The following is a 24569-nucleotide window of genomic DNA, read 5'->3' as shown; positions in this document are numbered from 1 at the left end:
CGTTGGCGGACCGCGTCATGTCCCCTGTGGACACCTTGGGCGACTCGCTCGTCTTCTACGTGCGGGTCGCGCTGTGGGTGCCTCGCGCGCTGTTCCGGTATTCGAAGGAGATCCTGCGTCTACTGGCCGAGGTCGCCTTCGGCAGTGGCGGTCTGGGCGTGATCGGCGGCACGGTCGGCGTGATGGTCGCGATGACCATGTTCACGGGCACCGTCGTCGGACTTCAGGGGTACGCCGCGATGGATCAGATCGGCACCTCTGCCTTCACCGGCTTCATCTCGGCGTACTTCAACACCCGGGAGATCGCGCCCCTGGTGGCCGGCCTGGCCCTGTCCGCCACGGTCGGCGCCGGCTTCACCGCCCAGCTCGGGGCGATGCGCATCTCCGAAGAGGTGGACGCGCTGGAGGTGATGGGTATCCCCAGCCTGCCCTACCTGGTCACCACCCGGATGCTGGCCGGGTTCATCGCCATCATCCCGCTGTACGGCATGGGTCTGATCAGCTCGTATGCCGCCTCCCGGTGGACGACCATCCTGTTCAACGGGCAGTCCGCCGGCACCTACGACCACTACTTCGCGCTGTTCCTGCCGCCGCGGGACGTCCTGTGGTCGATCGGCAAGGTGCTCGTCTTCAGCGTGCTGGTGATCCTGACCCACTGCTACTACGGCTACCGGGCGAGCGGTGGCCCGGCCGGCGTGGGAGTTGCCGTGGGTCGCGCCGTCCGCAATGCCATCGTGCTGATCAGCCTGACCGACTTCTTCCTCAGCCTGGCGATCTGGGGAGCCACCACGACGGTGAAGGTGACCGGCTGATGATCATGCTGAGCCGCCGCCTGGCCGGGTTCGCGTTCCTCGCGGTCATCGTGCTGCTGGTGTGGCTTGTCGTCGCCCGCTATCAGGGGCGGTTCACCCCCGCGGCCACGGTCTTCGTGGAGACCACCAGCGCCGGCAACAACATGCACCCCCGTGCCGAGGTGAAGGCGCGCGGCGTCGTGGTGGGCGAGGTCCGCCGGATCACGTCGACCGGCGACGGCGCCCGGCTGGAGCTGGCGTTGCGGCCCGACCAGTTCCCGCTGCTGCCGGCCGGCGTCTCGGCCCAACTGCTGCCGACCACACTGTTCGGCGAGCGATACGTCGCCCTGGTCCTGCCCAGCCGGCCCGGTCCGGCCCGGCTGGCCGAGCACGCGGTCATCCCGCAGGACCGCTCGGCCAACGCGATCGAGCTGGAGCGGGTCCTCGCGGACCTGCTGCCCCTGTTGCAGGCGGTGCAGCCGCACAAGTTGTCCGTGACGCTCACCGCCGTCGCCCAGGCGCTGGACGGCCGTGGCGCCCAGCTCGGCACGACGCTGCGTGACCTCAACGCCTACCTGACGGAGCTGGAACCGTCGCTGCCACGGCTGAACGAGAACATCAGCCGGCTGGTGGAGGTGATGAACAGCTACGCGGACGCGGCACCCGACCTGACTGATGCGCTGACCCACCTGAGCGTCACCAGCCGGACCCTGGTCGAGCAGCAGAACAATCTCCGCACGCTCTTCGCCTCGGTGACCTCGGCCGGAGGTGACCTGAACTCGTTCCTGGCGGACAACCGGGACACCGTCATCCGGCTGTCCGCCGACAGCCGGCCGACGTTGGCCGTGCTGGCCAAGTACGCGCCGGAGTTTCCGTGTGTCCTGCAGCAGCTCTCCGACACGGTGTCTGACATGGACAAGGCTCTGGGGAAGGGCACGCCGGAGCCGGGACTGCACGTGAGGCTGCACGTCACCCCGTCGCGTGGGGCGTACCGGCCCGGGAAGGACGACCCCGCTTACCAGGACAAGAGCGGACCCGCCTGCTATCCCACGCCGTACACGCCGACCATGTCCCGCCCGGACAGCCTGGCCAACGCCCCGCAAGAGAGCGCGTACCTCAACGAACTGATGGCCGCCTCGCTCGGCGTCGCACCGCGGTCGCTGCCACCCTGGAGCAGCCTGCTGGTCGGCCCGGTCTTCCGCGGCAAGGAGGTGACGCTGACACCATGACGAAAAGCATCGCCGGCCCGGCACTCAAGGGCACCGTGTTCGCCGTCGTCACCGTGATCACCACGGCCGTTCTCGGTCTGAGCATCGCCAACACCAGCGTCGGCGAGATCCTGACCTACCGCGCCCAGTTCACCGATGTGACCGGCCTGTCCGACGGCGATGACATCCGCATCGCCGGGGTACGGGTCGGCCAGGTGACCGGCATCCGGGTCGTCGACCGCCGGGTGGCCGAGGTGCGGTTCACCGTCGACGCCGCGCGTACCCTGCCGGCCTCGGTGACCGCCACCATCAAGTACCGCAACCTGGTCGGGCAGCGCTACATCACGCTGGCCCAGGGCGTGGGCCCCGTCGGTCAGATCCTGGCGCCCGGCCAGACCATCCCGCTCGGGCGCACCACGCCGGCGCTGGACCTCACCGCGCTGTTCAACGGCTTCCAACCGCTGTTCCAGGCGCTGGCCCCCGAGGACGTCAACCAGTTGGCCAACGAAGTCGTCCAGGTCCTGCAGGGAGAAGACACCACCGTCGACAGTCTGCTGGCCCACACGGCGTCACTGACCTCCACCCTGGCCGCCAAGGACGAGGTGATCGGCACGGTCATCGACAACCTCAACGCGGTCCTGAAGACCGTCAACGCACGCGGCGACAAGCTCTCCACACTGATCAGCACCCTCCAGGAGCTGGTCTCCGGGCTGGCCCAGGACCGGAAACCCATCGGCCAGGCGATCGACGCGATCGGGGATCTGACCACCACCACGGCCGGCCTGCTCCGGAGCGGACGGGAGCCGCTGCGCCAGGACATCGTGTCGCTCGGCAAGGTCTCGGCCACCCTGTCGGAGGGCTCCGAGCTGGACACGTTCCTTCAGCGCCTGCCGGTGAAGATGGAGAACATCGGCCGGACCGCCTCGTACGGCTCGTGGCTCAACTTCTATCTCTGCTCAGCGACGGTCAGCGGGGTCTCCACCTCGGACGGCAGTCCGCCGCCGACCGGGCTCCCGGTGACCGAGGCGAGGTGCCGATGAGCCGCCCCAGCCGCCATCCCGTCCTCGCCGGCGTACTCGGCCTCGTCCTGGCCGCCGCGCTCGCGCTGCTCGCGTTCAACGCCGACAACCTCCCGATCATCGGAGGCGGCACCACCTACACCGCCGACTTCACCGAGGCGGCCGGACTGCGCACAGGCAACGAAGTGCGGGTCGCCGGAGTGAAGGTGGGCACCGTTACGCGCGTGGCGCTGCACGGCGGCGTAGTGCGGGTCGACTTCCGGGTCAAGGACACCTGGGTCGGCGACACCAGCACCGTGGCCATCCGGATCAAGACCCTGCTCGGCGACAAGGTGCTCGCTCTCGATCCGCTCGGCGGAGCGTCGCAGAACCCGCGGACCACCATCCCGATCAGCCGGACGACCTCGCCGTTCGACGTCACCGAGGCGTTCGGGCAGCTGTCGGACACCGTCAGCCAGATCGACACGGACGCGCTGGCCCGCAGCTTCGACACGACGGCGCAGACCTTCCGCAACACGCCCGATTCGGTGAAGGGGGCGCTGCGGGGACTGTCCGACCTCTCGCGCACCATCTCCTCCCGCGACACGCAACTGGCCCAGCTGCTGACGGCGACCAGGCAGATCACGGGGCGACTGGCCGACGACAACGCGCGGTTCCAGGCGCTGCTGGCCGACGGCAACCTGCTGCTGGCCGAGGTCCAGCGGCGGCGCGACGCGATCGGCGCGCTGCTGACCGGCACTGAGCAACTGGCCGTGCAGATCTCCGGGCTGGTCGCCGACAACACCGCGACCCTGGGCCCGGCGCTGGCGGCTCTGGACCGGGTCACCGACGTGTTGCAGCGCAACCAGGACAACCTCACCCGGGCACTCGCCCTGGCCGGCCCGTACTACCGGATGGTGGGCAACGCCATCGGCAACGGTCGCTGGTTCGACGCGTACCTGTGCGGCCTCGTGCCCGACTCGTACCTGCCGGCCGGCACCGCGCCGTCGAGCGGATGTGTGCCGCCGAGGACAGGGAGCACGCGATGAGTCCGACGTCGTACCGGGCGGGTCGTATCCTCGCCGCTGGTCTCGCGGTGCTGGTCGTCTTCACCGGCTCGCTGGCCTGGCTCGTGATGCGCGACTTCGGCACCAAGCACATCGTCGCGTACTTCGGCGAGGCGGTCGGCGTGTACGCCGGCTCGGACGTGCGGGTGCTCGGCGTACCGGTCGGCACCATCGCCTCGGTCAGTCCGCAGGGCACGCGGGTACGGGTGGGGATCACGATCGACCGCGATGTCGAGGTGCCGGCCGGCGCGCTGGCCGCGGTTGTCGCGCCCAGCATCGTCAGCGACCGGTACGTCCAGCTCAGCCCGGCCTACACCGGCGGTGCGAAGATGGCCGACGGCGACGAGATACCGGTCGAGCGCACCGCGACGCCGGTCGAGCTCGACCAGCTCTACGAGAGTCTCAACCGGCTGGCCACGGCGCTGGGACCGAGCGGCGCGAACCGCGCCGGCGCCCTGTCCGATCTCCTGGAGACAGGCGCCGCCAACCTGGACGGCAACGGTAGAGCTCTGGGAAGCAGCATCGCCGACCTCGGCAAGGCCACCCGTACGCTTTCGGGTTCTCAGGGGGACCTGTTCGACACCATCGCCAACCTCGAGCGCTTCACGGCCATGCTCAGGGACAACGACGGCCAGGTACGCAAGGCGGAAACCCAGCTGCGCGACGTGGCCGGCTTCCTCGCCGACGACCGGCAGGAACTCGCCGCTGCGCTCCGTGAACTCGCCACCGCCCTGCTCCAGGTGCGCGACTTCATCCGGGACAACCGCGGCCGGATCACATCGAATGTCGACAAGCTGGCCTCGATCACCGACACCCTGCTCCGGCAGCGCACCTCGCTCGAAGAGGCACTGGACGTGGCGCCGCTGGCGCTCACCAACGTGCTCGGCGCCTACAACCCGGCCACCGGGTCCTTCGAGGGAAGGGGGAACCTGAGAGAGCTCGGTCCGGACCAGCCACCCGTAGCGGTGCCGTCCACGACGGCGCCCGCCCTGCCCCTGCCCCCGGTGGGCACCGTCCAAGGCGCCCCGGGAGGCCGCTGATGAGTCGTCGGCCCCGCTTGCTCGTCCTGCCCGCCGTGGTACTACTGCTCTTCGGCTGCGGCCCGGGCGCCTTCTCCGGCGCTTCCGACCTGCCGCTGCCCGGCGGCGCCGATCTCGGCCCGCACCCGTACCGGGTCGTCGCCGACTTCGCCGATGTCCTCGACCTGGTGTCCCATGCGGCGGTACGGGTGAACAACGTGCCGGTCGGACGGGTGGCGAAGGTCGAGCTGCCCGGCGGGAGCTGGACCGCGCGGGTCACCATGGAAGTCAACGGATCTGTCCGCCTGCCGGCCAACGCCGTGGCCCGCCTGCACCAGTCCAGCCTGCTGGGCGAGAAGTACATTCAGCTGGCCGCACCCGCCGACGGCTCCGGCGCCGGGACGCTGAGCGACGGCGCCGAGATTCCGCTGGCCCGGACGAACCGCAACCCGGAGGTGGAGGAGGTCCTCGGCGCCCTCTCCATGCTCCTGAACGGCGGCGGCATCGCCCAGCTGCGCACCATCACCGTGGAGCTGAACAACGCGCTGGACGGCAACGAGCCGGAGATCAAGGCGCTGCTGAAGAACATCGACACGCTCATGTCCAGTCTGGACGACAACCGAGCGGACATCACCGCCGCGATCGACGCCCTCAACCGCTTCGCGGGCGCGCTGGCCCAGCGAGACCAGCAGATCGGCGCCATTCTGGACGACCTCGCCCCAGGGTTGCGGGTGCTGGAACAGCAGCGCGGTGAGCTCGTCGCGATGCTGCAGTCGCTCGACTCCCTGTCCCACACGGCGGTCGACACCATCGAGCGGAGCCAGGCCGACCTCGTGGCCGACCTGAAGTTGCTGGACCCGGCGCTGCGGCAGCTCAGCAACGCCGGGCAGGCCCTGCCGCAGGCGCTGCAGATCTTGTTGACCTACCCGTTCACCGACGCCACCCTCGACACGATCAAGGGTGACTACCTCAACGTGTATCTGTCGCTGGTCGCTGCGCCCGGCACGACCGTGATCCCGCCGCTGACGCCCGGCGACGCGATCGCCGCCGCAGCGCAGAAGGTTCAGGGCCGCCACCCGCCGGCCTCGACCACGCCGAGCACACCCGGAGCCAGCGCTCCACCACTCCCGCTGCCCATCGTCAGTTCGACTCCGCCGTGGGGGACCACGCCCTCGACGGCGACCTCACCTTCGCAGATCGGCCCACCCTCGCAGGCAGCCCCGCCCTCGGCGTCCGCACCGGAATCGCCGCCGGCCAGTTCCTCGCCACCCAGTGCCTCGACGCCCGAGCCCTCGACACCTTCGGCCTCGTCGGAACCATCCGCAGGAGGTGCCGGCTGATGCTCACGCTCGGCGCGAAGCTCAAGATCGTCCTTTTCGCCATCCTCGGTGTGCTCGTGGTCGGCTTCATCGGGCTGCGCTATGCCGACCTGGGCCGCTATGTCGGCCACAGCGGCTACTACGTGGTCCGCCTCGAACTGGGCGAGTCCGGCGGCATTTTCACCAATGCCGAGGTGACCTACCGGGGGGTGACGGTCGGACGCGTCGGCGCCATGCGGCTGACCGCCGACGGCATCGAGACCGACCTCAAGATCGATGATTCCGCGCCGCGCGTCCCGGCCGCGGTGCAGGCCGTGGTGGCCAACCGGTCGGCGGTGGGAGAACAGTACGTCGACCTGCGCCCGAAGAGCGACGGCGGACCGTACCTGGCCGCCGGAGCGCGCATCGAGCGCGCCGACACCCGGCTTCCGCTGCCGGTCACCACGATGCTGACCTCGGCGGCGGGCCTGGCCGCCTCGGTACCCAAGGACGACCTGCGCACGGTGGTGGACGAGCTGGACCGGGCACTGGCCGGCCAGGGCGGAAACCTGCAGATCCTGCTGGACACCGCCGGGGACCTGACCCGGGCCGCGTCGGACAACATCGGTCCCACGACTCAGCTCCTCGAAAATGGTCAGGTGGTGCTCCGGACGCAGCAGGAGTCGAGCGATGCGCTGCGCTCGTTCAGTCATGACCTGAACCTGCTCGCCACCCAACTGGACAGCTCCGACCCGGACCTGCGGCGCCTTATTCTCGCCGCCCCCGCGGCCGCCGACCAGGTGAGCGGGATGCTGAACGACACCGATCCGGGCCTCGGCGTGCTGCTGAGCAATCTGCTCACCACCTCGGACATCGCGCTGGTCCGCCGCGACGGGCTGGAGCAGGCCCTGGTGACGCTGCCGGCCGTGGCGGCGGCCGGATCGACGGCCATCACCGCGGACGGTATCGACATGGGGCTGGTCACCACGTTCTTCAAGCCGCCGCCATGCGTCAGTGGGTACGGCGCAACGACGTACCGCAACGGGCTCGACACGACGCCCGCCCCCAAGCTGAACACCGCGGCGTACTGCTCGCTGCCGCCCAGCACCGGCGTCGGCGTGCGCGGCTCGGCGAACGCGCCGCGGGGGAAGGGATAAGCGCCGGGCGACCATCCGCTGGCGTGCCCTCAAGCTTGTTCTTTCACCTGTGGCGGTCTTCCGCAGCCGCGTGATGGTGGCCCGAGTGCCTTGTTGCGGCGCGTGGCCGCTGGTCAGCGGCTCGTAGCCCGCCAGGCCGACCGGACCGCCTCGTCGAAGTCGCGCTCGGCCTTCCAGTGCAGCCGGGTCGCCGCCCGCTCGGTCGACGCCCGGATGGCGGGCACGTCGCCGGGCCGGCGGTCCGCGTCCCTGGTCCGCACCGGCCGCCCGGCCGCCGTGCCCACCGCGTCCAGCACCTCCCGAACGGTGTGCCCGCGGCCGGTGCCCACGTTGACGATCAACTGCGGCTCGTCGCCGTCGGCCGTCAGGTACTGCACGCCCAGCAGGTACGCTGCCACCACGTCGTCGATGTGCACGTAGTCGCGCTCGGCCGTGCCGTCGCGGGTCGGGTAGCTCGTGCCGTGGATCTCCACCGGCACGCTGTCCGGGCCGAGCGCCCGGAACGCCGCGGGCAGCAGGTTGGTCGCCCGGGTGTCGGCGGCCGCCGGATGGGTGCCCGCGCCGATGACGTTGAACTGCCGCAGCACCAGCGAGCGGACGTCGGCCCGGGCGATCAGCCGCTCGCCGTCGAGTTTGGTGCTGCCGTACGGGCTGGTCGGCACGGCCGGCGTCGCCTCGTCGACCTCGGTGCGGTCGGGGCGGCCGTAGACGGCGGCCGAGGACGAGAAGAGGATCCGCCGTACGCAAGCGGCGTGCATGGCGTCGAGCAGCTGTTGCAGCCCGCCGACGTTGTGTCGCTGGTACCGGATCGGATCGGCGACCGACTCCGCGACCGACTTGAGCGCGGCGAGGTGGATGACGCCCGCGATCCGGCGGCCGGCGAAGAGCCGGGCCAGGTCGCCGGCGTCCGTGATCGAGCCGCGGACCAGTTCGGCGCCGGCCGGCAGCCGGTCGGCCCGCCCGGTGGACAGATCGTCGAAGACGACGACGTCCCGGCCGAGGCCGCACATCCGGCGCACGATGTGGGCGCCGATGTAGCCGGCTCCGCCGGTCACGATCCAGGTCACCGGGGTAACTTACTGATCCGGCGGACCCAGTTTTTTAACGAACACGCGGCAATACTCGATTTCCCTCCCACGGCCCGCCTCTTTGAAGGTCCGTACCCGTCCGTGGCTCCATTCCGTGTATCCCAGGCGCAGATAGAACGTGATCGGATCGGGCCGGCTCTCGTCCACGCCGAGGGCGATCCGCCGGCGGCGATCGAGCCGGGCGCTCTCCTCGGCGCGGGCGACCAGCAGGCGGCCGACGCCCATTTGGCGGAATTCCGGTACGACCCGCAGCCGCTCGATCAACGGCGTGCCGGTGAGGAGCAGCCGCAGTTTGAGCTCCTCGGCCGATTCCAGCCGCAGATACACGTAACCGACGGGACGGTCGCCGGCGAAGGCGATGAACACCTGCCCGCGTCGCCGGCCGCCGCGGCGCAACCGGGCGAGGAAGAATTCCCGGTCCTCCGGCACCGTGACGAAGCGCTGGACGTCGTGTTCGGTCGCCACCTCTATTCGTACGTTGTCCAACAGTGCCCGCCTCCCCCACGCCCGCCGTCGCCGGCGGGCACCCGCATCGATACTCCCCGGGCGGTACGCGGCTGTCGATCGCAGCCGGACAGCCGCGTACCCGGCGGTCATCGGGTGACGACCGTGTAGAGCAGGAGAACGACCACGACGGCGATCAGCAGAAAGCTCATCACCGCGAAGAGGGCGGCCTTGATGATCTCGATGACCGGGCCGACCGACCGCCACATGAGGCGGGCGGTGAGCATCAACAGGCCGACGGCGGCCAGCACGAACAGGATCTGGTTGTTGCCGGCGCTGGTTGTCGTCGTGACGGTCGCCAGGTGGACGGCGTCGAAACGGTCTAGGGTAGGCATGGGTAGGTGCCCTTCAGGTAGGCCTGTGAGAGAAAGCGCCTGCTCGAAGCACTCTCGGCTGCAACCGGGGGTGCTTCACTTTGCGCGGCACTGCACGCGCTGGACGGTTCCGCGGAACTCTCGACGACGCCGGCGTCAGTCGGTGAGCGGGTGAACGGCCTGGTCCACGGGTACGGCATGACCACCTCCCGAGATTTCAGCTAGAAGTTCAGCTGTTCGGGCTTCTGGACTTGAGGTAAGGCTAGACTTTCAGCTCAGGTATATCGACGGCTGATGTCTTGGCTGGCATCAAATGCACATCGCTCACTGTGTGCGCGTCCTGACACTGATTGGCACTCGACTTCACGCTGTCGCGGCGGTATAACTTTCCAGTCCGCAGCTGAAGTTTGGGAGGGGCGGCGGTGCAGCGAACTGAAGATCCGGCTGGCACGCTGGCCTCCACGCTGCGCGGCCTGCGACTCTCCGGGCTTGGTCGGAAGATCACGCAGGGGCAGCTGGCGCAGGCGCTCGAATGCAGTACGGCGCTCATTTCGTCGTGGGAGCGACCGGACAACCCGGTCGTCCCGCCCGTCGAGCGCATCGCCGAGTACGCCGGCTTCTTCGGCACCACCCGGTCGGTGGAGGGCCGTCCCTACCGGCTGATCGCCGAACGAGATCTCACCGCCGACGAGATCGTCCAGCGCGACGAACTGCTGGCCCGGCTGACCCGCCTGCGCACCGCCGCCCTCTCCGGCAGCGAACCGCCGGCGCTGCACTGGCCCGCGGAGTCGTCGAGCCTGGTCGGCAAGGGCCCGTGGCACTTCCCGGCCGAGGACACCGAGAAGCCGGTGGTCATCGTCTGCCCCGAGCGACCTCGCAAGGAGCTCGACGCCATACCACACAGCAATGCGCGCGACCCCGACCACTCCGAGCTGTCTCGCATCACCGACGCCGATGCTTTGCTCGAATTGCACGGGCATATCCGCGCCGTCAACCCCGACCTGCGAGTCGAGTGGCGAAGTGTCGGAAACCTGCGCCGGGACGACTTCACCGGTCACCTCGTCGTTCTCGGCGGTGTGGACTGGAACGCGGCGTCGCGCGACGTCATGCGGCGGATCGAGGCGCCGGTCAACCAGGTGTCCGAGAACGACCCCATGTACCGGGGGTGCTTCCAGGTCGTCGGCGACCAGACCAAGGCGTTCGCTCCGGTGATCGAGGACGTCGACGGCAGGAAGACCCTCGTGGAGGACGTCGGGTACTTCTTCCGTGGTCCGAACCCCTACAACCCCGAGCGGACCGTTACGCTGTGCAACGGGATGTTCGGCCGCGGGGTCCTGGGCGCTGTCCGGGCCCTCACCGACAAGGAGCTCCGCGACAAGAACGCGGACTACATCGACGGCCACTTCGGCGGGCACGACTCGTACAGCATCCTGTTCCGGGTGCCGGTGATCGACGAACGAGTCGTGGTGACGCCCGACTGGAACACTCCTCTTTCAGTGCTCCACGCCTGGCCGGAGAAGAGCGAATGACCCGTGCTGTCGATCGCGTCGACGTCTCGCAGTTCCACCACGGGTCGCACGAACAGTTGCTGTCGTTCCTGCCACCATGCGACACGCCCGACCGGGGGATCGACGCAATAGTGGTGCCCACCTTCCGGCATCCGCACGTGCTCAGCGACGCGCTCATCCTGGCGCGCGATCTCGGCTGCTTGCTGGTGGCGTTGTGCAGCGGACCGGCGCAGGCGCGTCAGGCCGTCGACCTCGGCGCCGCGCTCGGGGCCGAGGTGCTGGCCGTCGACCTGCACGACCTGCCGCCGCTGATGCCCCGCCTGCGCAGCGACGAGGTGCTGGCCCGCACCAACTTCGTACACGCCAGCGACCTCAGCCTCAAGCGCAACCTCGGCCTGCTGCTCGGCCGACTGCTCGGCTGGCAGCGGGTGCTGTTCCTCGACGACGACATCGTCGGTGTCCGGGCGGCCGATGTGCCGGGCGCGGCGGCCCACCTCGACGCCGGCTTCCGGGCGGTCGGCCTGCGCAACAACGGGTACGAGGACAACTCGGTGGTCTGCCACGCGTACCGGGCGGTCGGTGGGCAGCAGCGCACCTTCATCGGCGGCGGCGCGATGATCGTCGACCCGAGCCGGACCCGGTCGTTCTTCCCGAACATCTACAACGAGGACTGGTTCTTCCTGCTCGGCGGCGGGGTGCCGTTCCGGGCGGCGGTCTCCGGGACGATGGTGCAGCGCACCTACGACCCGTTCGCCAGCAGCCGGCGCGCGGCCGGCGAGGAGTTCGGCGACACCCTGGCCGAGGGGCTGTTCTGGCTGCTCGACTCGGGGTTCGGGCTGGAGTTCTCGGACGCGTCGTTCTGGGGCGACTTCCTGTTCCGGCGGCGCCAGTTCCTCGATCACGTGCTCGGCCGGGTGGACGACCAGGTGGCCGACGAGCGGCGGCGCGAGCCGATCAAGGCCGCCCTGCGGGCCGCGCTGGGCCGCAGCGCCACCATCAACCCGTGGCTGTGCGACGCGTTCGTCGACGCATGGCGCCACGACGTCACCTCGTGGCAGACGTTCCTGCAGGACTTCTCGCCGGTCGACGACGTGGACAAGGCGCTCTCCGAGCTCGGGCTCTCGCACCTGGCGGTGCGCACCGACTGACCCGCCGGGACAGCCCGGCGGCGGCGCACCGGGCCGGGGTGGCACCCGGCCGGCACCGCGGCCAATGACTCACCCGCCTGCGCCTCACGATCAGCTGAAGGCAAGACGCGATGGAGGCCATCGACTCGACCACAATCTTGCCCGTGAAGCCGACCGGCCCGCTGCGCTGATTCGCCTGATCGAGTTCAAGGCAATCAACGGGTAGAAAATTGTTGCCTTGTCAATTCGACGCCGGCCAGCAGAGCGAGTCCGGGTCAGCCGCCGTCACAATCACCAATTGCGCGATGTCCTCCGTTCGACGTCGATGCCGACCGGCTACCCACGCAACGACTGACCATGCGACCGTTCCGGCTCAGTGTGAGGTCGTCGGCATGCCGAACACGTGACTGCACTGCGAAGCCGGTCTCACCGGCTATGACGGCTCTGGCTTGGAGTCCTCGTGCATACTGTGGCTCCCTCTGGTGTGGAGTGTGCAACGAATGATCCGCAAAGCCCTGTCAGCCGTCGGTATCGGTCTTGCCATGGTGCTGGCCACCACGATCCCGGCCTCCGCGGCGCCGGCGATCGAGCGTGACTACGCCCCCGCGACGGGCTCCATCACCAACCCCACTGCCTGTGTGTATGTGGAGGACCACGATTTCAATCCCGGCACGGGCTGCTTTGCGGCGGCCGGAGACATCCTCTACGCGTCGGACGGCAAGTCTGACGGACACTCGGTCGCCCTGCACTGGCTCAACTATCGGGACGGCTCGCTCTACCGGGAGGGTTACTGCATTCAGACCCACGGCAAGGACACCGGAGGGCGATGCAACAAGAACTTTCTCGAGGGTTCCAGTCTCTGGATCAGGGCGTGCACCTACGAGTCGGGCACGAACAGGGAGGTCTTCTGCAGCTCTTACGAGAAGACGTACGCCTGAGCGGTTCCAGGCGACTGCCACCGGGACGGTTGGCAGACATTGTTTCGGATTTCAGGGGCTCATCATGCTTGCGAGATCGACAACCTCCTCCCTGCCATGACGACAGGAAAGTCGCGAGTCTACGGCGCAGTGCTGTAGGGGCCGACACGCGGCAGAAACCAGGATTCGGACCCGGATTAGAGTGCGATCGTGACCGACGCACCCGTGTACCTCGCCGCCCAGCCTCGCCTCGACACGCTCGTGACGGCGTTTCCCTCCGACGCTCTGCGGCTGCGCACCGACTTCGCCGGGACGGCCTGGATCGGCGACATCCCCGACCCGGCATCCGGAATGATGGGACCGCGTTACCAGCGGCGCGCTGTCGACTCGCAACTGTTTCTGCCGGACACCCACTGGTACTCCGTCCTCGAGCTCGACGACGCCGAGGTGCAGGTTGTCGTCGGCCTGCTCCAAGTGCCTGGCACCACGCAGGGCACGCAAGGTCTGGTCGGCGCGATCGCGGACCCGCGGGCGGAATTCTTCGAGCACCCTGAGCACGACGACCGGGTCGGCATCTGCCTCACGCTGCGGGGCCAGATCTGGTCCAACGTCGGCCTGTCGTATCGAATCACCGTGCTGTGCCGGCCGGAGTCGGCCATGACCTCGCCCTTGGCGTCGGAGGCGCCGCGGCCGTAGAGGTAGCCGTCGCGCAGCGCCGGTCCGAACGGCGGTATCTGATCTCAGTTGTCGTCCTTCGCGGCGCGGACCGTTCGGCCGGGGCTCACGGGTCGCAGCGCGGGCACTCGTCCGCGTGCCTCCGGGTTGATGCTCTTGGCCACTCCTTGCTGTTCATCAGCGGGCGGCGTCAGGATGGCCCGGCATGCTGGAGCCGCCACCGCTGCCTCCCGAGGCGCCGCCGGCCGTACCCGAGCCGTCCGGTTCGGTGACGATGTCGCTCTCCGGCATGCCGGCCGGCCGGCGATCGGTCTCGACCTGGGTGAGCGGGGCACCGTCCTCCTGCTTGACGGCCGTGTCGATGGGCAGTTCGCCGTTGCGATTCCCTTGATTTGTCGTCATGGCGTGCGCGTACCCGTGCGACAGCGCTTCATGCGCAGCGCCTCGTTACGGTACGCACCAGCGGGGTAGCCGGGCGTTCCAACCTTCCCGGCCGAAGGAGCACCCGATGACCGTGCAGAGCCCCGAGGACACCTTCCTGTTCGACCTGTCGCGGGCGTATGCCGGCGAGCGCACCGCCCTGCAGATCCTCGAGCAGGGCGCCGGCGAGGTCGTCGACGAGCGGGCGCGTACCGTGCTCACCGGTCACGCCGAAGAGACCCGCGCGCAGCTCCGGGCCCAGGAGCAGGTGTTCTCACTGTTCGAGGCTCAGCCGCAGCCGCTGAGCTGCCCGGCCTTGGAGGGCATCCGGCACGAGCTCGACATGTTCCGGCAGTCCCTGAACTCGTTCCGGACGAGCGTCGCTGCCGGCCATGGAGCCCCTGCTTCGTTCCCGTGGCCTCAGACCTTCTCCCGTGCCGACCCTTGCCGGTTCCGTGGCGCGCCCCGGGCCGGACAGCCGGTTTCGCCGACACCGCAGCGGGTACCCGGACCCGTCTGCGGTCGGCGCCTCGCGTCGGCGAGTCAGCGTCAAGAAGCGGCGCGTCCCGGACCGGAATGAACGTGGTCCTGCAGTGACCCGAGCTTCAGCCCCGCACCTAACCCCGGTGCGGCGGCGTGTCGGAAGGACGCCTTCCATGACAGACCCGCAACCCATCAAGCCCACCGACGCGTTCGCCGAACTCGGGCGGATCAACTTCAGGGAGACGGACGTCGCCACGGCCTTGACCAAGGTGGCCGACCTGGCGCGGCGCAGCATCCCGGGCGCGGACGACGTGTCGATCACTCTCGTCGGCGCCGGCGGCGCGCACACCGCCGCGTACACCGGGCACCCGGCCGTGGCCGTCGACGAATGGCAGTACCAGCAGGGCCACGGCCCGTGTCTGGCCGCGGCCGCGGCCAACATCACGGTACGAGTGCCCGACATGGCGGGGGAGAGCCGATGGCCGGCCTGGGCGGAGCGCGCCATCGATGCCGGGGTGTACAGCTCGGTGTCCATCGGACTGCCGCTGCGCGAGTCCGTGAGCGGCGCCCTCAACGTGTACGCCCGTAAGCCCCTGGTCTTCGACGACGACGCCGTCATCCTGGCCGAGACCTTCGCCGGGTACGCGACGATCGCGATGGCCAACGCGCACCTGTATGACGGCCCCACCACACCTGTCGGCCACACTCACACGGCGACGGACAGGCGCGCCGTGATCGAGCAGGCCAAGGGCATCGTCATGGCCGAGCGCCACTGCACCGCGGACGAGGCGTCCGCCATCCTGACGAAACTCGCGGAGTACTCCCATCGCGGGCTCCACGACTTCGCCGCGGCACTGGTTGCCAGTGCCGTACACCGATCTACCGATGAGCTCTCTTCCCACCAGCTCGGAGATTTCATGCGGTCACCGGGGCGCTGAACCTCTCCAGTCATCACTGTCTGTCAGCTCATCGAGACGAGCAGATCACGGCAGACCTGCTCGCAGGCCAGGCAGGTCTCGGCGCAGATGCGACAGTGTTCGTGCATGTCGGCGTGGTTCGCGCACTCGTCACCGCAGGAACGGCAGGCGACGATGCATGCCTCAAGCAGGGTCCGGCTGATGTGTGCGTCGTAGCCGGTGTGCCGTGACAGCACGCGGGCCGTCGTCGCGCAGATGTCGGCACAGTCGAGGTTGGTGCGGATGCACTTGGTCAGCGCGCCGACCATGTCCTCGCCCAGACAGGCGTCGGCGCAGGCGGTGCACGCCAGGCTGCATGCGGTCAGCGCCTCGACAGAGGCGGCGAGCTTGGTCCGGTCCAGGTTGATCGACTGGGGGTAGGCGTTGAGCATCGGCATCGCGGTCGCGGTCATGCGGCTCGGCTACCCTCGGCCCGGCTGTCCATGCACTCGGTCTGCGTGCGGTGGGGGCTCACGGGCTCGCCGGGTGCTGACCGACATCGCCGCGGTCAAGATGGAACTCGCCTGCCACCTCAGGCTCCGTCCGCACCGACCCCGCCGGCTCGGCCGCCGCCGGCAGGCCCGGCACCCGGCCTGCTCGTTCTGCGGCGCCGCTGACACCTCCGCCCGGCCTTTGGTCCATCGCCCCGGCGTGACCATCTGCGCCAGATGCGCCGTCGAGAACGCCACTGCCCGTGCCATGACCTGACGGCGAGGACTTCTTGGCATCGAAGAGCCAGCAGTTCACCACCACGGCCATCGCAGCCGGCCGCGACCCGGTCCCGATCCCGGTGCGGCCCTCAACGCAACGACCTGCCCCGCCGCCGCGGCGGTGTGGCGCGAAGCCTCGTTGGACGTCTTGGGCTTGCGGTTGACGAAGCGATCGACGTGTCGCGGGGTGCCGGGTTGTGGAACACCGCCCAGTGGGCGCGGTGCGGGGGAAGCTGTCGCGATTCGGGAGCGTTTCCACCGGTCTGCGCCACCGCACTGACGTGACGACATCACGCACCTCGCGACGCCTTTTGACGACTCAGTGAACGGATATCCGGCGTACAGGTCGGCTCGTCCGTTGCCTTCCCGATCGGAGCCCTGATCCTCGGCTTCGGCCCGGCGCTTTTCGCGATACGGCCGGTCGGCATGGCCGACGTGGGTAAAGCGGCTTCGCCGGTGTCAGCTCCCGGGCGCTGGTCGCGTCGGCTGATCCGGTGGTCAGGCAGGTGGACAGCTGAATCGACGGCCTGATCTTGTCCCTGGTCTCGGCCCCGGCCGTGCCCATCCAAAAGGCTGAACGGGGTTCCCGCGGCGCTTCCTGGGGCCGTAACATCTCCGAACTCGGAGCAGGACGGCGGAGGGGAATGGCCTCGGTGGATCGACTTCTCGTCGATGTGGCCCCGGACGGCCGCGCGACCATGGCGATGTGCCCGCGTGGCATGTTGCCCCAGATGATCGGCGAACCGGTCCAGCTCACCAGCTCGCTGGACAAGTCCGAGCTGGAGGATCTGCGCTGGTACCTCGAGGACTATCTCGATGTTCCGATGGCCACGTGGGAGGACCGGGGTGCCGCCATCGCGACCCTCCTCCGCGGCTGGGGCGAGTCGCTGTTCCAGGAGCTGTTCGGCGCCGGGCCGGCGCGGGACGCATACCTGCGTGCCCGCGCCCGGGGCAGCCTGGAGATCGTGCTGCGCTCGCTGGCGCCTGGCTGGCTCGCATTGCCGTGGGAGCTGATGGCCGACCCGGACCGGCCCGAACCGCTCGTCCTCGACGGCGTTGCCCTCAGCCGCAGCCTGCCCCGGCCTGACTACGACACCGCGGTGGCGGTCGGAGGCGACCGGCTGCGCGTGCTCATGGTGATCTCGCGACCCGCCGGGAACTCCGACGTCGCCTACCGAAACATCGCCCGGCCGCTGCTCGACCGGCTCACTGCCGTACGCGGCAAGGTTGATCTCGTGGTCCTGCGACCTCCCACGCTGGACGCCCTGGACGAAGCCCTTCGCGCCGATCGGCCGTTCCAGGTCGTGCACTTCGACGGGCACGGCACCAGCTCCGACTCCGACGGCGGATCGCTGTTGTTCGAGAAACCCGATGGCGGCCCCGACCCGGTCTCGGCCGAGCGGCTCGGGCGGGTGCTGGCACGGGCGAAGGTCCCGGTCGTCGTGCTGAACGCGTGCGAGTCCGGTGCCGTCGGCCGCGAACTGGAGGCGGCCGTCGCCACCCGACTTCTCGACGACGGCGTCGCGGCCGTCGTCGCGATGGCATACCGGGTCTACACGATGGCCGCCGCCGAGTTTGTGACCGCCTTCTACGAGCGGTTGTTCGCCGGTGACAGCGTCAGCGAGGCCACCCTCGCCGGCCGCGCTCGGATGGCCGCCCGGCCGCACCGGCCCAGTCCTGTCGGCGATCTGTCGCTGGAGGACTGGCTGGTCCCGGTGCACTATCTGCGCGGCGAGGTCCGATTTCCTGACCTCGTCTCCGCTTCGGTCCCGTCGCGCTCTGCCATGGACGCTGCGTTGGACCGGCTGCGCGCCACCCCCCTTCCTGACCACAACGACCCCCTCGCGCCCGCCGAGGAGTTCGTCGGCCGCGACGGTGTCATCCACGACCTCGAGATCGCCGCCCGCGTCGATCGCGTGATCGTGCTGCACGGGCCGGGTGGCACCGGCAAGACGGAGATGGCGAAGGCGTTCGGCCGCTGGTGGCGCGACACCGAGGGAGTGGAGCGGCCCGAGTGGGTGTTCTGGCATTCCTTCGAACGCGGGCCGCGCGACCTGTGGGCCGTACTCGACGGAATTGGCCTGGTGGTTTTCGGGCCGGCTTTCCCGGCGCAGAATGCCGCCGACCGCCGGGCGCTGATCGTCGACCATTTCGGGCGGCACCGTTGCCTGCTGATCCTCGACAACTTCGAGTCTGTCGCGTCGATGCCGGCGGACAAGCCCATGCCGGAGATCGAGGAGTTCCTCGGGGCGTTGCGCACCTCCCGCGCGGCGAGCCTGGTGCTGATCACCAGCCGTAGTCCGGAGCTTTGGCTGTCCGGCGTCCACCGGGTCACCCTGGGCGGGCTCACTCCGGAAGAGACCGTCGAGTACGCCACCGCCGTGCTCCGACGCTTCCCGGCTGCCGCCCGCCGCCGGCGGGACCGCTCATTCGCCGAGCTGCTGTCCTGGCTGGACGGGCATCCGCTGAGCATGCGGCTCGCCCTGCCGCACCTGGCCACCACCGATGCGGCCACGCTGCTGGCTGGGCTGCGCGGCACCACGCCGTTCCCCGCGGGGGAGGCCGGGGAGGAGGAGGGCGACCGCCTCAACTCGCTTCCGGCCAGCATCACCTACTCCCTGCGGCATCTCTCATCCAATGTCCGCCGCCTGCTGGCCGCCGTCACGATGTTCCATGGCGTGGTGAACCCCGCCATCCTGAAGGTGTTCTCCAGCCGGCCGGAGCCACCCGACCGGTTCCGCGGTGTTGACGAGCGGGCGTGGCAGAAGGTTCTCGACACGGCCGCCGACGTCGGCCTGCTCACCCGGGTCAAGCGCGGACTCTTCCGCGTGCACCCCACGTTGCCGGCGTACCTTGCCGCCCAGTGGCGCGGGAACGACCCGGACCGCTACGCCTCTGAACAGGCGGCGGCCGGCAAGGCGATCCTGTGGACGTACGCCCGGTTCGCCGAGCACTGCTCCGTCGACATTCAGGGTGGCGACGCGGCCGGAGCCTACAACACGTTGCGGTGGGAGAGTGCCACCCTGACCCACCTACTCGGGCGTGCTCTGGACGGCGGGTTCTGGGACGAGGCGAACGCGATCGGGCGAGCGCTCACCGACTATTGGGATCACCGGCGGTTCGACGCCGAGGCTGACATATGGGCCGACCGCGTACGGCTGGCCGTCGAATCGCCGGACGGCTCGCCGCCCCCGCCGGACGATCCCCGCGCCCATGTGTGGTTTACGTTCGTTACCGGCTACGCCCATCGCCTGACGTCGAAGGGACGGACCGGCGCCGCCCGCGAGATTCTCTCGAAGGTGGTGTCCCTCACCGAGAACCGGCAGGACATGGAGCAGGCGGCGGAATGGCTTGCGATCGCCTGTCATGGGCTCGGGTGGGCCGCCATCACCGAACACCAGCATGCCGAAGCCGAGAGGTGGCAGCTGCGGGCGATCGCCCTCAGCGAGCAGCGCGGGGGAGCCTCCAGCGCGGCGGCATCGCGCCACCAGCTCGGGCTTCTGTATCACCAGCAAGGTCGGCTCGCTGAGGCCGAGCGCCTCTACCGGGAGGCCGCGACGGCCAAGACAGCGGCCGAGGACAAGCCGAACCTCATCATCAGCTGGGTCCAGCTCACCGACGTGCTGCGGGAACAGGGCAGACTGGCGGAGGCTGCGGAGTTCTGCCTCAAGGCCGCCCGCACCGCCGTGGAGCTCGGTGAGGAGCATTGGCAGGCCGTGGCTCTGCACAAGCTCGGCATGATCGCTAGTGACCTCCGCCGATGGGACGACGCAGAACGCTCGTTCCGGGAGTGCCTCGCCGTGCGGCAGCGGATCGGGGACCTGCCTGGCATGGTCGACACCTATCACGAGCTCGGCGTCGCCAAGGACTCCGCCGGTGACCTGGAGGCGGCGCGCAGCTGGTACGAGCATGCGCTGGCGTTGAAGGACAGGCTTGGCTACCGGCACGCGCAGGCCAGCACCCACCATCAGCTCGCGCTGCTCGCGCTGAAGCAGGGTGGGATCGACGAGGCCGACGAGTGCTGCCGCCGCTCATACGTGCTCAAGGAGGAAGCCGGCGATCGGGCGGGAATGGCCCGCTCGCACGGTGTGTGGGCGCGGGTCGCCGAGGCGCGCGGGGACCTGGGGGCCGCGTTGGACCACTGCGTCCGCTGCGTCTCTGAGCTGCGAACCTTCGAACACCTCGCCGACAACGGCATCGAGGACTTGGCCCGTCTGTCCCGGAAACTCGGCCGGGCCGCCGTCGAGGAGGCCTGGCTACGCATCACCGAGTCCCCGATCCCGTACGACCTGGAGGAGTGCAAGTGACACCGAACTCGGCCGAAACCGTGGCGCGCGCCGTGGCCGTCCGCCTGTCCGCGCCGGCCCGGCCGGCGCTGCCCGCTCAGGTGGATGCCGCATTGCGGTCGGCTCGGCCCGACCGGTACAGCGACGCAGTCGACATCGCCTCGCTCATTGTCAGCATCGCGACGTTGGGCTACACCATCTACACAGGTCAGCGGAACCGGCGGCAGCCCTCCGCCGAGATGCTGGCCCGCAGCATCCGCCATGAGCTGGCCGCGGACGGCGACGGGGGCGCTGCCGACGAGGTGATCGACACCGTGGCCGACGAGATCACGAAGGAGAGCCCGACGTCCTGATCGCGGTCAGGCGTTCGCAAGCGTCGCCGGCTGCGGGTACTCACCGGGGTGGTTCGGCCTCATCGCTCTCGTGCTCATGGACCTCGAACGGGATGCTCTGCCCCTGATGCCGGCCGCGCAGCAGGGGATCGATCGCGATCCCGGTCGTGCCCGCCGCCTGCTGGAGTTCGGTGGACAGCCTGGCCGCCTGCGCCGGCTCGACCAGTGGCCCGTCGGACGAGAGCTGGGCCAGAACCGTCCACAGCCGCCGGCGTGCCTGCTCGGTCGGGGCCAGCTGGTCGGCGCGGTCCCGCAGCACCGCCACCAGCAGGTCCCGTTCGGTCGATGCGGGTATGTGAAGGGGGTCGCCGGTCTTGAGTGGCAGGCCCTCGAAGTGGACGAGTAACTGCCGCAGGTCGATGCCGAGAGCGATCCACGTGTCGACGTCCCGGGCGAAACGGGCGGCGTCGTCGGCCGGATCGCGGGATCTGGCCTCCGCGTACTCGACGTGCAGGTGGTGGTAGTGGTTGTGCGCCATGAAGACCGGATCGGCGTCACGCAGCATGATCGACACCTGCTCACGCAGCTGCCGGTCGGCGCCGTCGAGCCCTTTCCGGACCGCGCGGACCGCCCGTAGATGGGCGATCGGCGATCCGGAGATGATCCGCGACGGGCCGGCCAGCAGCGCGGCGACCATCGAGACCTGTACCTGCTGGGCGCTGCGGGAGAAGAAGAAATGCGGCGTGCCGCCCATGACCCGCTCAGCGTTGTCGAAGGCGGCACTCTCCGCGACGCTGGTCACGTCGCCGTCCAGGAATGTCCGCACCTTGGCGAACTCGGTGTCGAACAACGACCGGACAAGACCCCGGAAGATCATCGGACCGGGTACGGCACCGGTGCCCTTCGCCGGGCCGAGGGCGGTGCGCTGCAACTCGGTGAACCGTTTGTCGATCTTCGTGAGCGGCGTGAGCAGTTTCTTCGTGTCGTCGTCGGCGGCACCCCAGGGCAGGCTGTCCGGGCCGAAAGAGATGTCGAACGTCTCCCCGTCCCGGTGGGTGGCGTGCGGCGGGTGGTGACCGCCCCAGGCGTAGGAACTGGCACCCACGATGATGCCGTCGGTGTCCGCCGGCAGTTTGGCGAGCATGGCCGGGGGCGCGACCAGCCGCCCCGCTGCGCCGGCATCGACCGGCCGGCGGGCGTTGCCGACCTGGCTGACCACGACGGTGGGGGAGAGGCCCATCTCGGCGATCGCGATCTGCACGATCTGCGCCTCGACGAACAGCCGGGCCTGTGCGCTCAACCGGGTGTGCAGGAACAACGCCGGATTGCCGACCCTCAGCCCCGGCACACCGAATTCGGGGAAGAGCCTGAGGCGCCGCCGCAGATCCTCGAGGCCGACCGCACCGATCGGCGGGCCTTCGTTGCGTGTCTCGTCGACCAGCGGGAACGGGGCCGCCGTCATCTCCCGCAGGCGGGCGGCGACGCCCGCGTGTGGCTCTGTGGTCTCCGGCCACGCCGCCACGAAGCCGTTCACCGACCAGCCGGAGATCACCCGCAGGATCTCGGCATCAGGGTCAGAGGTCAGGTAGCCGTCTGAACCCGACGTGCTCGGCGCCCGGCGGCCGGTGACCGCCTCCATCAGCGCCACCCCGAGATAGCCGTCGATCCGCTGATAGGCGGCGTCGACCGGCAGCGCCACCATCAGCATCCGCCCGGCCAACTCGACCAGATAGGCGCGCAGCACCGCGGCGAGCGCCACCCCCCACGGCAGGCCCACCGCGGCGGCCCGCGGGCCCTGCGCCCGACAGGCGGCCAGGAAACGGCCCTCGACCGCGTCCAGCGCGTGGAACAGTGCCTGCCAGCCGGCCGGCAGCGGGTCCGGTGGCAGGATCTCCCGCAGCAACGTGTCGGCCTGTTCGGCGACCCGCAGGTGGAGGCGGAAGTCCGGTCCGCCCGCGACGGTGGCGGCGATCGGTCCGCGGAGGACCGTCTTGGCCCGGTGCGCGTCCCCGAACGGTGCGGTGGCCAGTTCCTCGTATATTTTTTCGGTGAGCCCGACGCTCAGCGCGAGAGCACCGTAGCCGTCGTCGGTGGGGGCTCGGCCGGGACGGGACACGGCACCCGAACCTCCCCAGGGATTGATGATGTCCGGGCCGAACGCATCGGCCAGCGCCTGCTCCACCGCGGCCCGCGTGGTGCTCCCGCGCAGCGCGTCGAGGGCCGCCGCGAGCTCCTCCAGCCGGCGCACCGGCAGCCGTTCCGGGCGGGCGTTCGCCGCCGGGTTCCGCCACTGCCGCATCAGCAGCGCGTCGACTGCGAACCGGCCGCGCAGATGCTCGGGCACCCGCCGGCGAGCTTGGGCGAACTCCCGCGGGTTGAACGCGCGCAGCACCGAGGACGGCTGGGCGACCGTCGCGACCAGCCGCTTCAGCAGTCCGGCCGACCGGTCGTGCAAGTGGGTGCGCAGCGCCTCCAACTCCGGGCCGGACGTGCGCTGCGCCAGCGACGGCCACCGCTTCACCGACCCGGCCGGGTGCGTGAAACAGCGCACCGCCTCGGCCAGCAGTCCACCCGGCCCGGCCGTCGGGGCACGAGTGATCGTCCAGCCCGGCACGACCGCCGCGGCCGGTTCCTCGGACAACGGGGCGATCGGCAGGGGGGTGAGGACCAGGGTCTTCGGCGGCCGTGCCACTCGCTCGGGTCGAAAGGCGGGATGAGCGTGCCGTAACGCCGCCGTACCACCGTCTGCCGGAAGCCGGACGTTGCCGTCGGCGTCCGCCGCGAGCAGCGGCGGCGGCTCGCCGATGCCCAGCGCCGCCTTCCGGTCCTCGGGGATCGCCGTCGGACCCGGCACCTTCCGCAAGGCCGCGAGGCGGCCGAGACAACCCCGCACATCCATGGGTACGCCGAACGCGTCCAGAACCAGGATCTCCGCGCGGGCTGCCTCGCCGGCCTGTGCCGGCACCCGCCCGACGGTCGCGCCCGCACCCACCCAGACGCCGTAGGTGAGCTGGTCCCGCAGCGCCGGGAACCGGGCCGCGGCCCACGCCCGTCGCTCCTCGGGAGTCTTGGCCGCCGGGTCGCCGCCTGCCTCGGCCCGGAACAGCCTGCGCAGTTCCGCCTCCAATGGCACCTGCCGCGGCCCGAAGAGCGTCTGCCGCACGACCGTCGCCCGGTCCGCGAAACCGTCCACGACCAGGGTGGTCAACGCCTCCTCGGCCGCCGCCGGATCGGCACCGGCATAGACCACGTAGGCCGGTGGACCCGCCTCGGCCGCCGCCGGCCAGTTCGCGCTGAGCACCGTCGGCCGCTCACGGGACGGTTTCCGCAGCGTCAGCAGCAGCACGGGCGCGTCACCGCCGTCCTGCTCCTGGCCGGCCGCCACGCCGTGGCCGCGGACCACCGACAGCCAGCCGTCGAACATCGCGGCGAGCGGCAGCTCCGCCCCGGGCGTGCCCCGCACCCGAAGGCCACGCCGCCTGGAGCCGCCCGAATCCGGGTCCGGCGGATCGGTGAGCTGGTCGAAGACATCCGGCGGGGTGTCCTCCGGGCCGGTCGTGAGGGCCGGGTCGAACGGCATCGCCCAGACCGGGGCGGCGCGGGTCGCCGCTGCGGGGCGGGGCGCCGTGGCGGCGCCGGCCGGCGGTGTCAACGTACCTCCCACGGGGGTCCGTCGGATTTCGGTCGGAGCCGTTCGGTCAGAACGACGAT

The 24569-nt window shown here is 70.0% G+C and carries 22 protein-coding genes; 16 read left to right on the top strand and 6 right to left on the bottom strand.

Features of this window, described 5'->3' with window-relative positions; translation table 11 throughout:
* Window positions 1-17: 17 nt before the first annotated feature.
* From ACZ6S4_RS01330 to ACZ6S4_RS01300, 7 genes are read left to right on the top strand one after another with little or no spacing between them, the layout of a single operon-like run.
* Window positions 18-812 carry an MlaE family ABC transporter permease gene (locus ACZ6S4_RS01330; RefSeq protein WP_465472952.1) on the top strand — a complete coding sequence of 265 codons (795 nt, stop codon included), beginning with the start codon at window positions 18-20 and terminating at the stop codon, window positions 810-812.
* Window positions 812-2020, top strand: a complete 1209-nt coding sequence (locus tag ACZ6S4_RS01325; RefSeq protein WP_465472951.1) for an MCE family protein — start codon at window positions 812-814, stop codon at window positions 2018-2020. Before ACZ6S4_RS01330 ends, ACZ6S4_RS01325 begins: the two co-directional genes overlap by 1 nt.
* A complete protein-coding gene (locus ACZ6S4_RS01320) occupies window positions 2017-3039 on the top strand; it encodes an MCE family protein (RefSeq protein WP_465472950.1) in 1023 nt (340 codons plus the stop codon). Before ACZ6S4_RS01325 ends, ACZ6S4_RS01320 begins: the two co-directional genes overlap by 4 nt.
* Complete coding sequence (locus ACZ6S4_RS01315; protein WP_465472949.1) at window positions 3036-4046, top strand: MCE family protein; 1011 nt, start codon at window positions 3036-3038, stop codon at window positions 4044-4046. Before ACZ6S4_RS01320 ends, ACZ6S4_RS01315 begins: the two co-directional genes overlap by 4 nt.
* Window positions 4043-5104: an MCE family protein gene (locus tag ACZ6S4_RS01310; RefSeq protein ID WP_465472948.1), complete on the top strand. Its 1062-nt coding sequence runs from the start codon at window positions 4043-4045 to the stop codon at window positions 5102-5104. Before ACZ6S4_RS01315 ends, ACZ6S4_RS01310 begins: the two co-directional genes overlap by 4 nt.
* Window positions 5104-6423, top strand: a complete 1320-nt coding sequence (locus ACZ6S4_RS01305) for an MCE family protein (RefSeq protein WP_465472947.1) — start codon at window positions 5104-5106, stop codon at window positions 6421-6423. The genes ACZ6S4_RS01310 and ACZ6S4_RS01305 overlap by 1 nt, the downstream gene beginning before the upstream one ends.
* Complete coding sequence (locus tag ACZ6S4_RS01300; protein ID WP_465472946.1) at window positions 6423-7538, top strand: MCE family protein; 1116 nt, start codon at window positions 6423-6425, stop codon at window positions 7536-7538. The genes ACZ6S4_RS01305 and ACZ6S4_RS01300 overlap by 1 nt, the downstream gene beginning before the upstream one ends.
* Before the next feature lie 113 nt (window positions 7539-7651).
* Here the strand turns inward: ACZ6S4_RS01300 and galE are convergent, their stop codons facing one another.
* The 3 genes from galE to ACZ6S4_RS01285 all read right to left on the bottom strand — a co-directional run bounded on the left by galE (window position 7652) and on the right by ACZ6S4_RS01285 (window position 9465).
* Window positions 7652-8605 (bottom strand): UDP-glucose 4-epimerase GalE, encoded by a 954-nt coding sequence (galE, locus tag ACZ6S4_RS01295; RefSeq protein WP_465472945.1) that lies wholly within the window; start codon window positions 8603-8605, stop codon window positions 7652-7654.
* Window positions 8606-8614: 9 nt separating this feature from the next.
* Window positions 8615-9091, bottom strand: coding sequence for a GNAT family N-acetyltransferase (locus ACZ6S4_RS01290; protein WP_465472944.1), 477 nt, complete (start codon window positions 9089-9091; stop codon window positions 8615-8617).
* Between the two features lie 128 nt (window positions 9092-9219).
* Complete coding sequence (locus tag ACZ6S4_RS01285; RefSeq protein ID WP_465472943.1) at window positions 9220-9465, bottom strand: hypothetical protein; 246 nt, start codon at window positions 9463-9465, stop codon at window positions 9220-9222.
* 401 nt (window positions 9466-9866) lie between these two features.
* Here ACZ6S4_RS01285 and ACZ6S4_RS01280 point away from each other — a divergent pair, with 401 nt between their 5' ends.
* From ACZ6S4_RS01280 to ACZ6S4_RS01265, 4 genes are all read left to right on the top strand, one after another.
* On the top strand, window positions 9867-10973 hold the full coding sequence (locus tag ACZ6S4_RS01280; RefSeq protein WP_465472942.1) for a helix-turn-helix domain-containing protein: 1107 nt from the start codon (window positions 9867-9869) through the stop codon (window positions 10971-10973).
* Window positions 10970-12100, top strand: coding sequence for a hypothetical protein (locus ACZ6S4_RS01275; protein WP_465472941.1), 1131 nt, complete (start codon window positions 10970-10972; stop codon window positions 12098-12100). The genes ACZ6S4_RS01280 and ACZ6S4_RS01275 overlap by 4 nt, the downstream gene beginning before the upstream one ends.
* A 479-nt stretch (window positions 12101-12579) precedes the next feature.
* Window positions 12580-13017 carry a hypothetical protein gene (locus ACZ6S4_RS01270; RefSeq protein ID WP_465472940.1) on the top strand — a complete coding sequence of 146 codons (438 nt, stop codon included), beginning with the start codon at window positions 12580-12582 and terminating at the stop codon, window positions 13015-13017.
* A gap of 189 nt (window positions 13018-13206) precedes the next feature.
* Window positions 13207-13692 (top strand): hypothetical protein, encoded by a 486-nt coding sequence (locus ACZ6S4_RS01265; protein ID WP_465472939.1) that lies wholly within the window; start codon window positions 13207-13209, stop codon window positions 13690-13692.
* A gap of 156 nt (window positions 13693-13848) precedes the next feature.
* Here ACZ6S4_RS01265 and ACZ6S4_RS01260 read toward each other — a convergent pair whose 3' ends face one another.
* The gene (locus ACZ6S4_RS01260) at window positions 13849-14073 is read right to left on the bottom strand and encodes a preprotein translocase YidC (RefSeq protein ID WP_465472938.1); all 225 of its coding nucleotides are present in this window, start codon (window positions 14071-14073) and stop codon (window positions 13849-13851) included.
* A gap of 106 nt (window positions 14074-14179) precedes the next feature.
* Between ACZ6S4_RS01260 and ACZ6S4_RS01255 the strand changes: the two genes are divergently transcribed.
* Window positions 14180-14671, top strand: coding sequence for a DUF892 family protein (locus tag ACZ6S4_RS01255; protein ID WP_465472937.1), 492 nt, complete (start codon window positions 14180-14182; stop codon window positions 14669-14671).
* 76 nt (window positions 14672-14747) lie between these two features.
* Complete coding sequence (locus tag ACZ6S4_RS01250; RefSeq protein ID WP_465472936.1) at window positions 14748-15512, top strand: GAF and ANTAR domain-containing protein; 765 nt, start codon at window positions 14748-14750, stop codon at window positions 15510-15512.
* Window positions 15513-15535: 23 nt separating this feature from the next.
* Here the strand turns inward: ACZ6S4_RS01250 and ACZ6S4_RS01245 are convergent, their stop codons facing one another.
* Entirely contained in the window at window positions 15536-15943 is a 408-nt protein-coding gene (locus ACZ6S4_RS01245; RefSeq protein WP_465472935.1) for a four-helix bundle copper-binding protein, read from the bottom strand.
* Between ACZ6S4_RS01245 and ACZ6S4_RS01240 the strand changes: the two genes are divergently transcribed.
* The 3 genes from ACZ6S4_RS01240 (at window position 15942) to ACZ6S4_RS01230 (ending at window position 20879) form a co-directional block, all read left to right on the top strand.
* Entirely contained in the window at window positions 15942-16238 is a 297-nt protein-coding gene (locus ACZ6S4_RS01240; RefSeq protein ID WP_465473482.1) for a ClpX C4-type zinc finger protein, read from the top strand. The two genes, ACZ6S4_RS01245 and ACZ6S4_RS01240, sit on opposite strands and share 2 nt — an antisense overlap.
* Before the next feature lie 733 nt (window positions 16239-16971).
* Entirely contained in the window at window positions 16972-20547 is a 3576-nt protein-coding gene (locus ACZ6S4_RS01235; protein WP_465472934.1) for a tetratricopeptide repeat protein, read from the top strand.
* Window positions 20544-20879: a hypothetical protein gene (locus ACZ6S4_RS01230; RefSeq protein WP_465472933.1), complete on the top strand. Its 336-nt coding sequence runs from the start codon at window positions 20544-20546 to the stop codon at window positions 20877-20879. The genes ACZ6S4_RS01235 and ACZ6S4_RS01230 overlap by 4 nt, the downstream gene beginning before the upstream one ends.
* A 40-nt stretch (window positions 20880-20919) precedes the next feature.
* Here ACZ6S4_RS01230 and ACZ6S4_RS01225 read toward each other — a convergent pair whose 3' ends face one another.
* Window positions 20920-24510, bottom strand: coding sequence for a hypothetical protein (locus ACZ6S4_RS01225; protein WP_465472932.1), 3591 nt, complete (start codon window positions 24508-24510; stop codon window positions 20920-20922).
* Window positions 24511-24569 lie beyond the last annotated feature (59 nt).

Source organism: Actinoplanes sp. NPDC051405 (genome assembly GCF_055586185.1).
Note: the sequence above shows the minus strand (reverse complement) of the source record. Positions and strands in the feature narration are given on the sequence as shown.

What these genes read in the sequence shown, in the direction of transcription:
- ACZ6S4_RS01330 (WP_465472952.1), top strand. Translation starts at nt 18, where the DNA reads ATGTCCCCTGTGGACACCTTGGGCGACTCGCTCGTCTTCTACGTGCGG.
- ACZ6S4_RS01325 (WP_465472951.1), top strand. Translation starts at nt 812, where the DNA reads ATGATCATGCTGAGCCGCCGCCTGGCCGGGTTCGCGTTCCTCGCGGTC.
- ACZ6S4_RS01320 (WP_465472950.1), top strand. Translation starts at nt 2,017, where the DNA reads ATGACGAAAAGCATCGCCGGCCCGGCACTCAAGGGCACCGTGTTCGCC.
- ACZ6S4_RS01315 (WP_465472949.1), top strand. Translation starts at nt 3,036, where the DNA reads ATGAGCCGCCCCAGCCGCCATCCCGTCCTCGCCGGCGTACTCGGCCTC.
- ACZ6S4_RS01310 (WP_465472948.1), top strand. Translation starts at nt 4,043, where the DNA reads ATGAGTCCGACGTCGTACCGGGCGGGTCGTATCCTCGCCGCTGGTCTC.
- ACZ6S4_RS01305 (WP_465472947.1), top strand. Translation starts at nt 5,104, where the DNA reads ATGAGTCGTCGGCCCCGCTTGCTCGTCCTGCCCGCCGTGGTACTACTG.
- ACZ6S4_RS01300 (WP_465472946.1), top strand. Translation starts at nt 6,423, where the DNA reads ATGCTCACGCTCGGCGCGAAGCTCAAGATCGTCCTTTTCGCCATCCTC.
- ACZ6S4_RS01285 (WP_465472943.1), bottom strand. Translation starts at nt 9,465, where the DNA reads ATGCCTACCCTAGACCGTTTCGACGCCGTCCACCTGGCGACCGTCACG.
- ACZ6S4_RS01275 (WP_465472941.1), top strand. Translation starts at nt 10,970, where the DNA reads ATGACCCGTGCTGTCGATCGCGTCGACGTCTCGCAGTTCCACCACGGG.
- ACZ6S4_RS01270 (WP_465472940.1), top strand. Translation starts at nt 12,580, where the DNA reads ATGATCCGCAAAGCCCTGTCAGCCGTCGGTATCGGTCTTGCCATGGTG.
- ACZ6S4_RS01260 (WP_465472938.1), bottom strand. Translation starts at nt 14,073, where the DNA reads ATGACGACAAATCAAGGGAATCGCAACGGCGAACTGCCCATCGACACG.
- ACZ6S4_RS01255 (WP_465472937.1), top strand. Translation starts at nt 14,180, where the DNA reads ATGACCGTGCAGAGCCCCGAGGACACCTTCCTGTTCGACCTGTCGCGG.
- ACZ6S4_RS01250 (WP_465472936.1), top strand. Translation starts at nt 14,748, where the DNA reads ATGACAGACCCGCAACCCATCAAGCCCACCGACGCGTTCGCCGAACTC.
- ACZ6S4_RS01240 (WP_465473482.1), top strand. Translation starts at nt 15,942, where the DNA reads ATGCGGCTCGGCTACCCTCGGCCCGGCTGTCCATGCACTCGGTCTGCG.
- ACZ6S4_RS01245 (WP_465472935.1), bottom strand. Translation starts at nt 15,943, where the DNA reads ATGACCGCGACCGCGATGCCGATGCTCAACGCCTACCCCCAGTCGATC.
- ACZ6S4_RS01235 (WP_465472934.1), top strand. Translation starts at nt 16,972, where the DNA reads ATGATCGGCGAACCGGTCCAGCTCACCAGCTCGCTGGACAAGTCCGAG.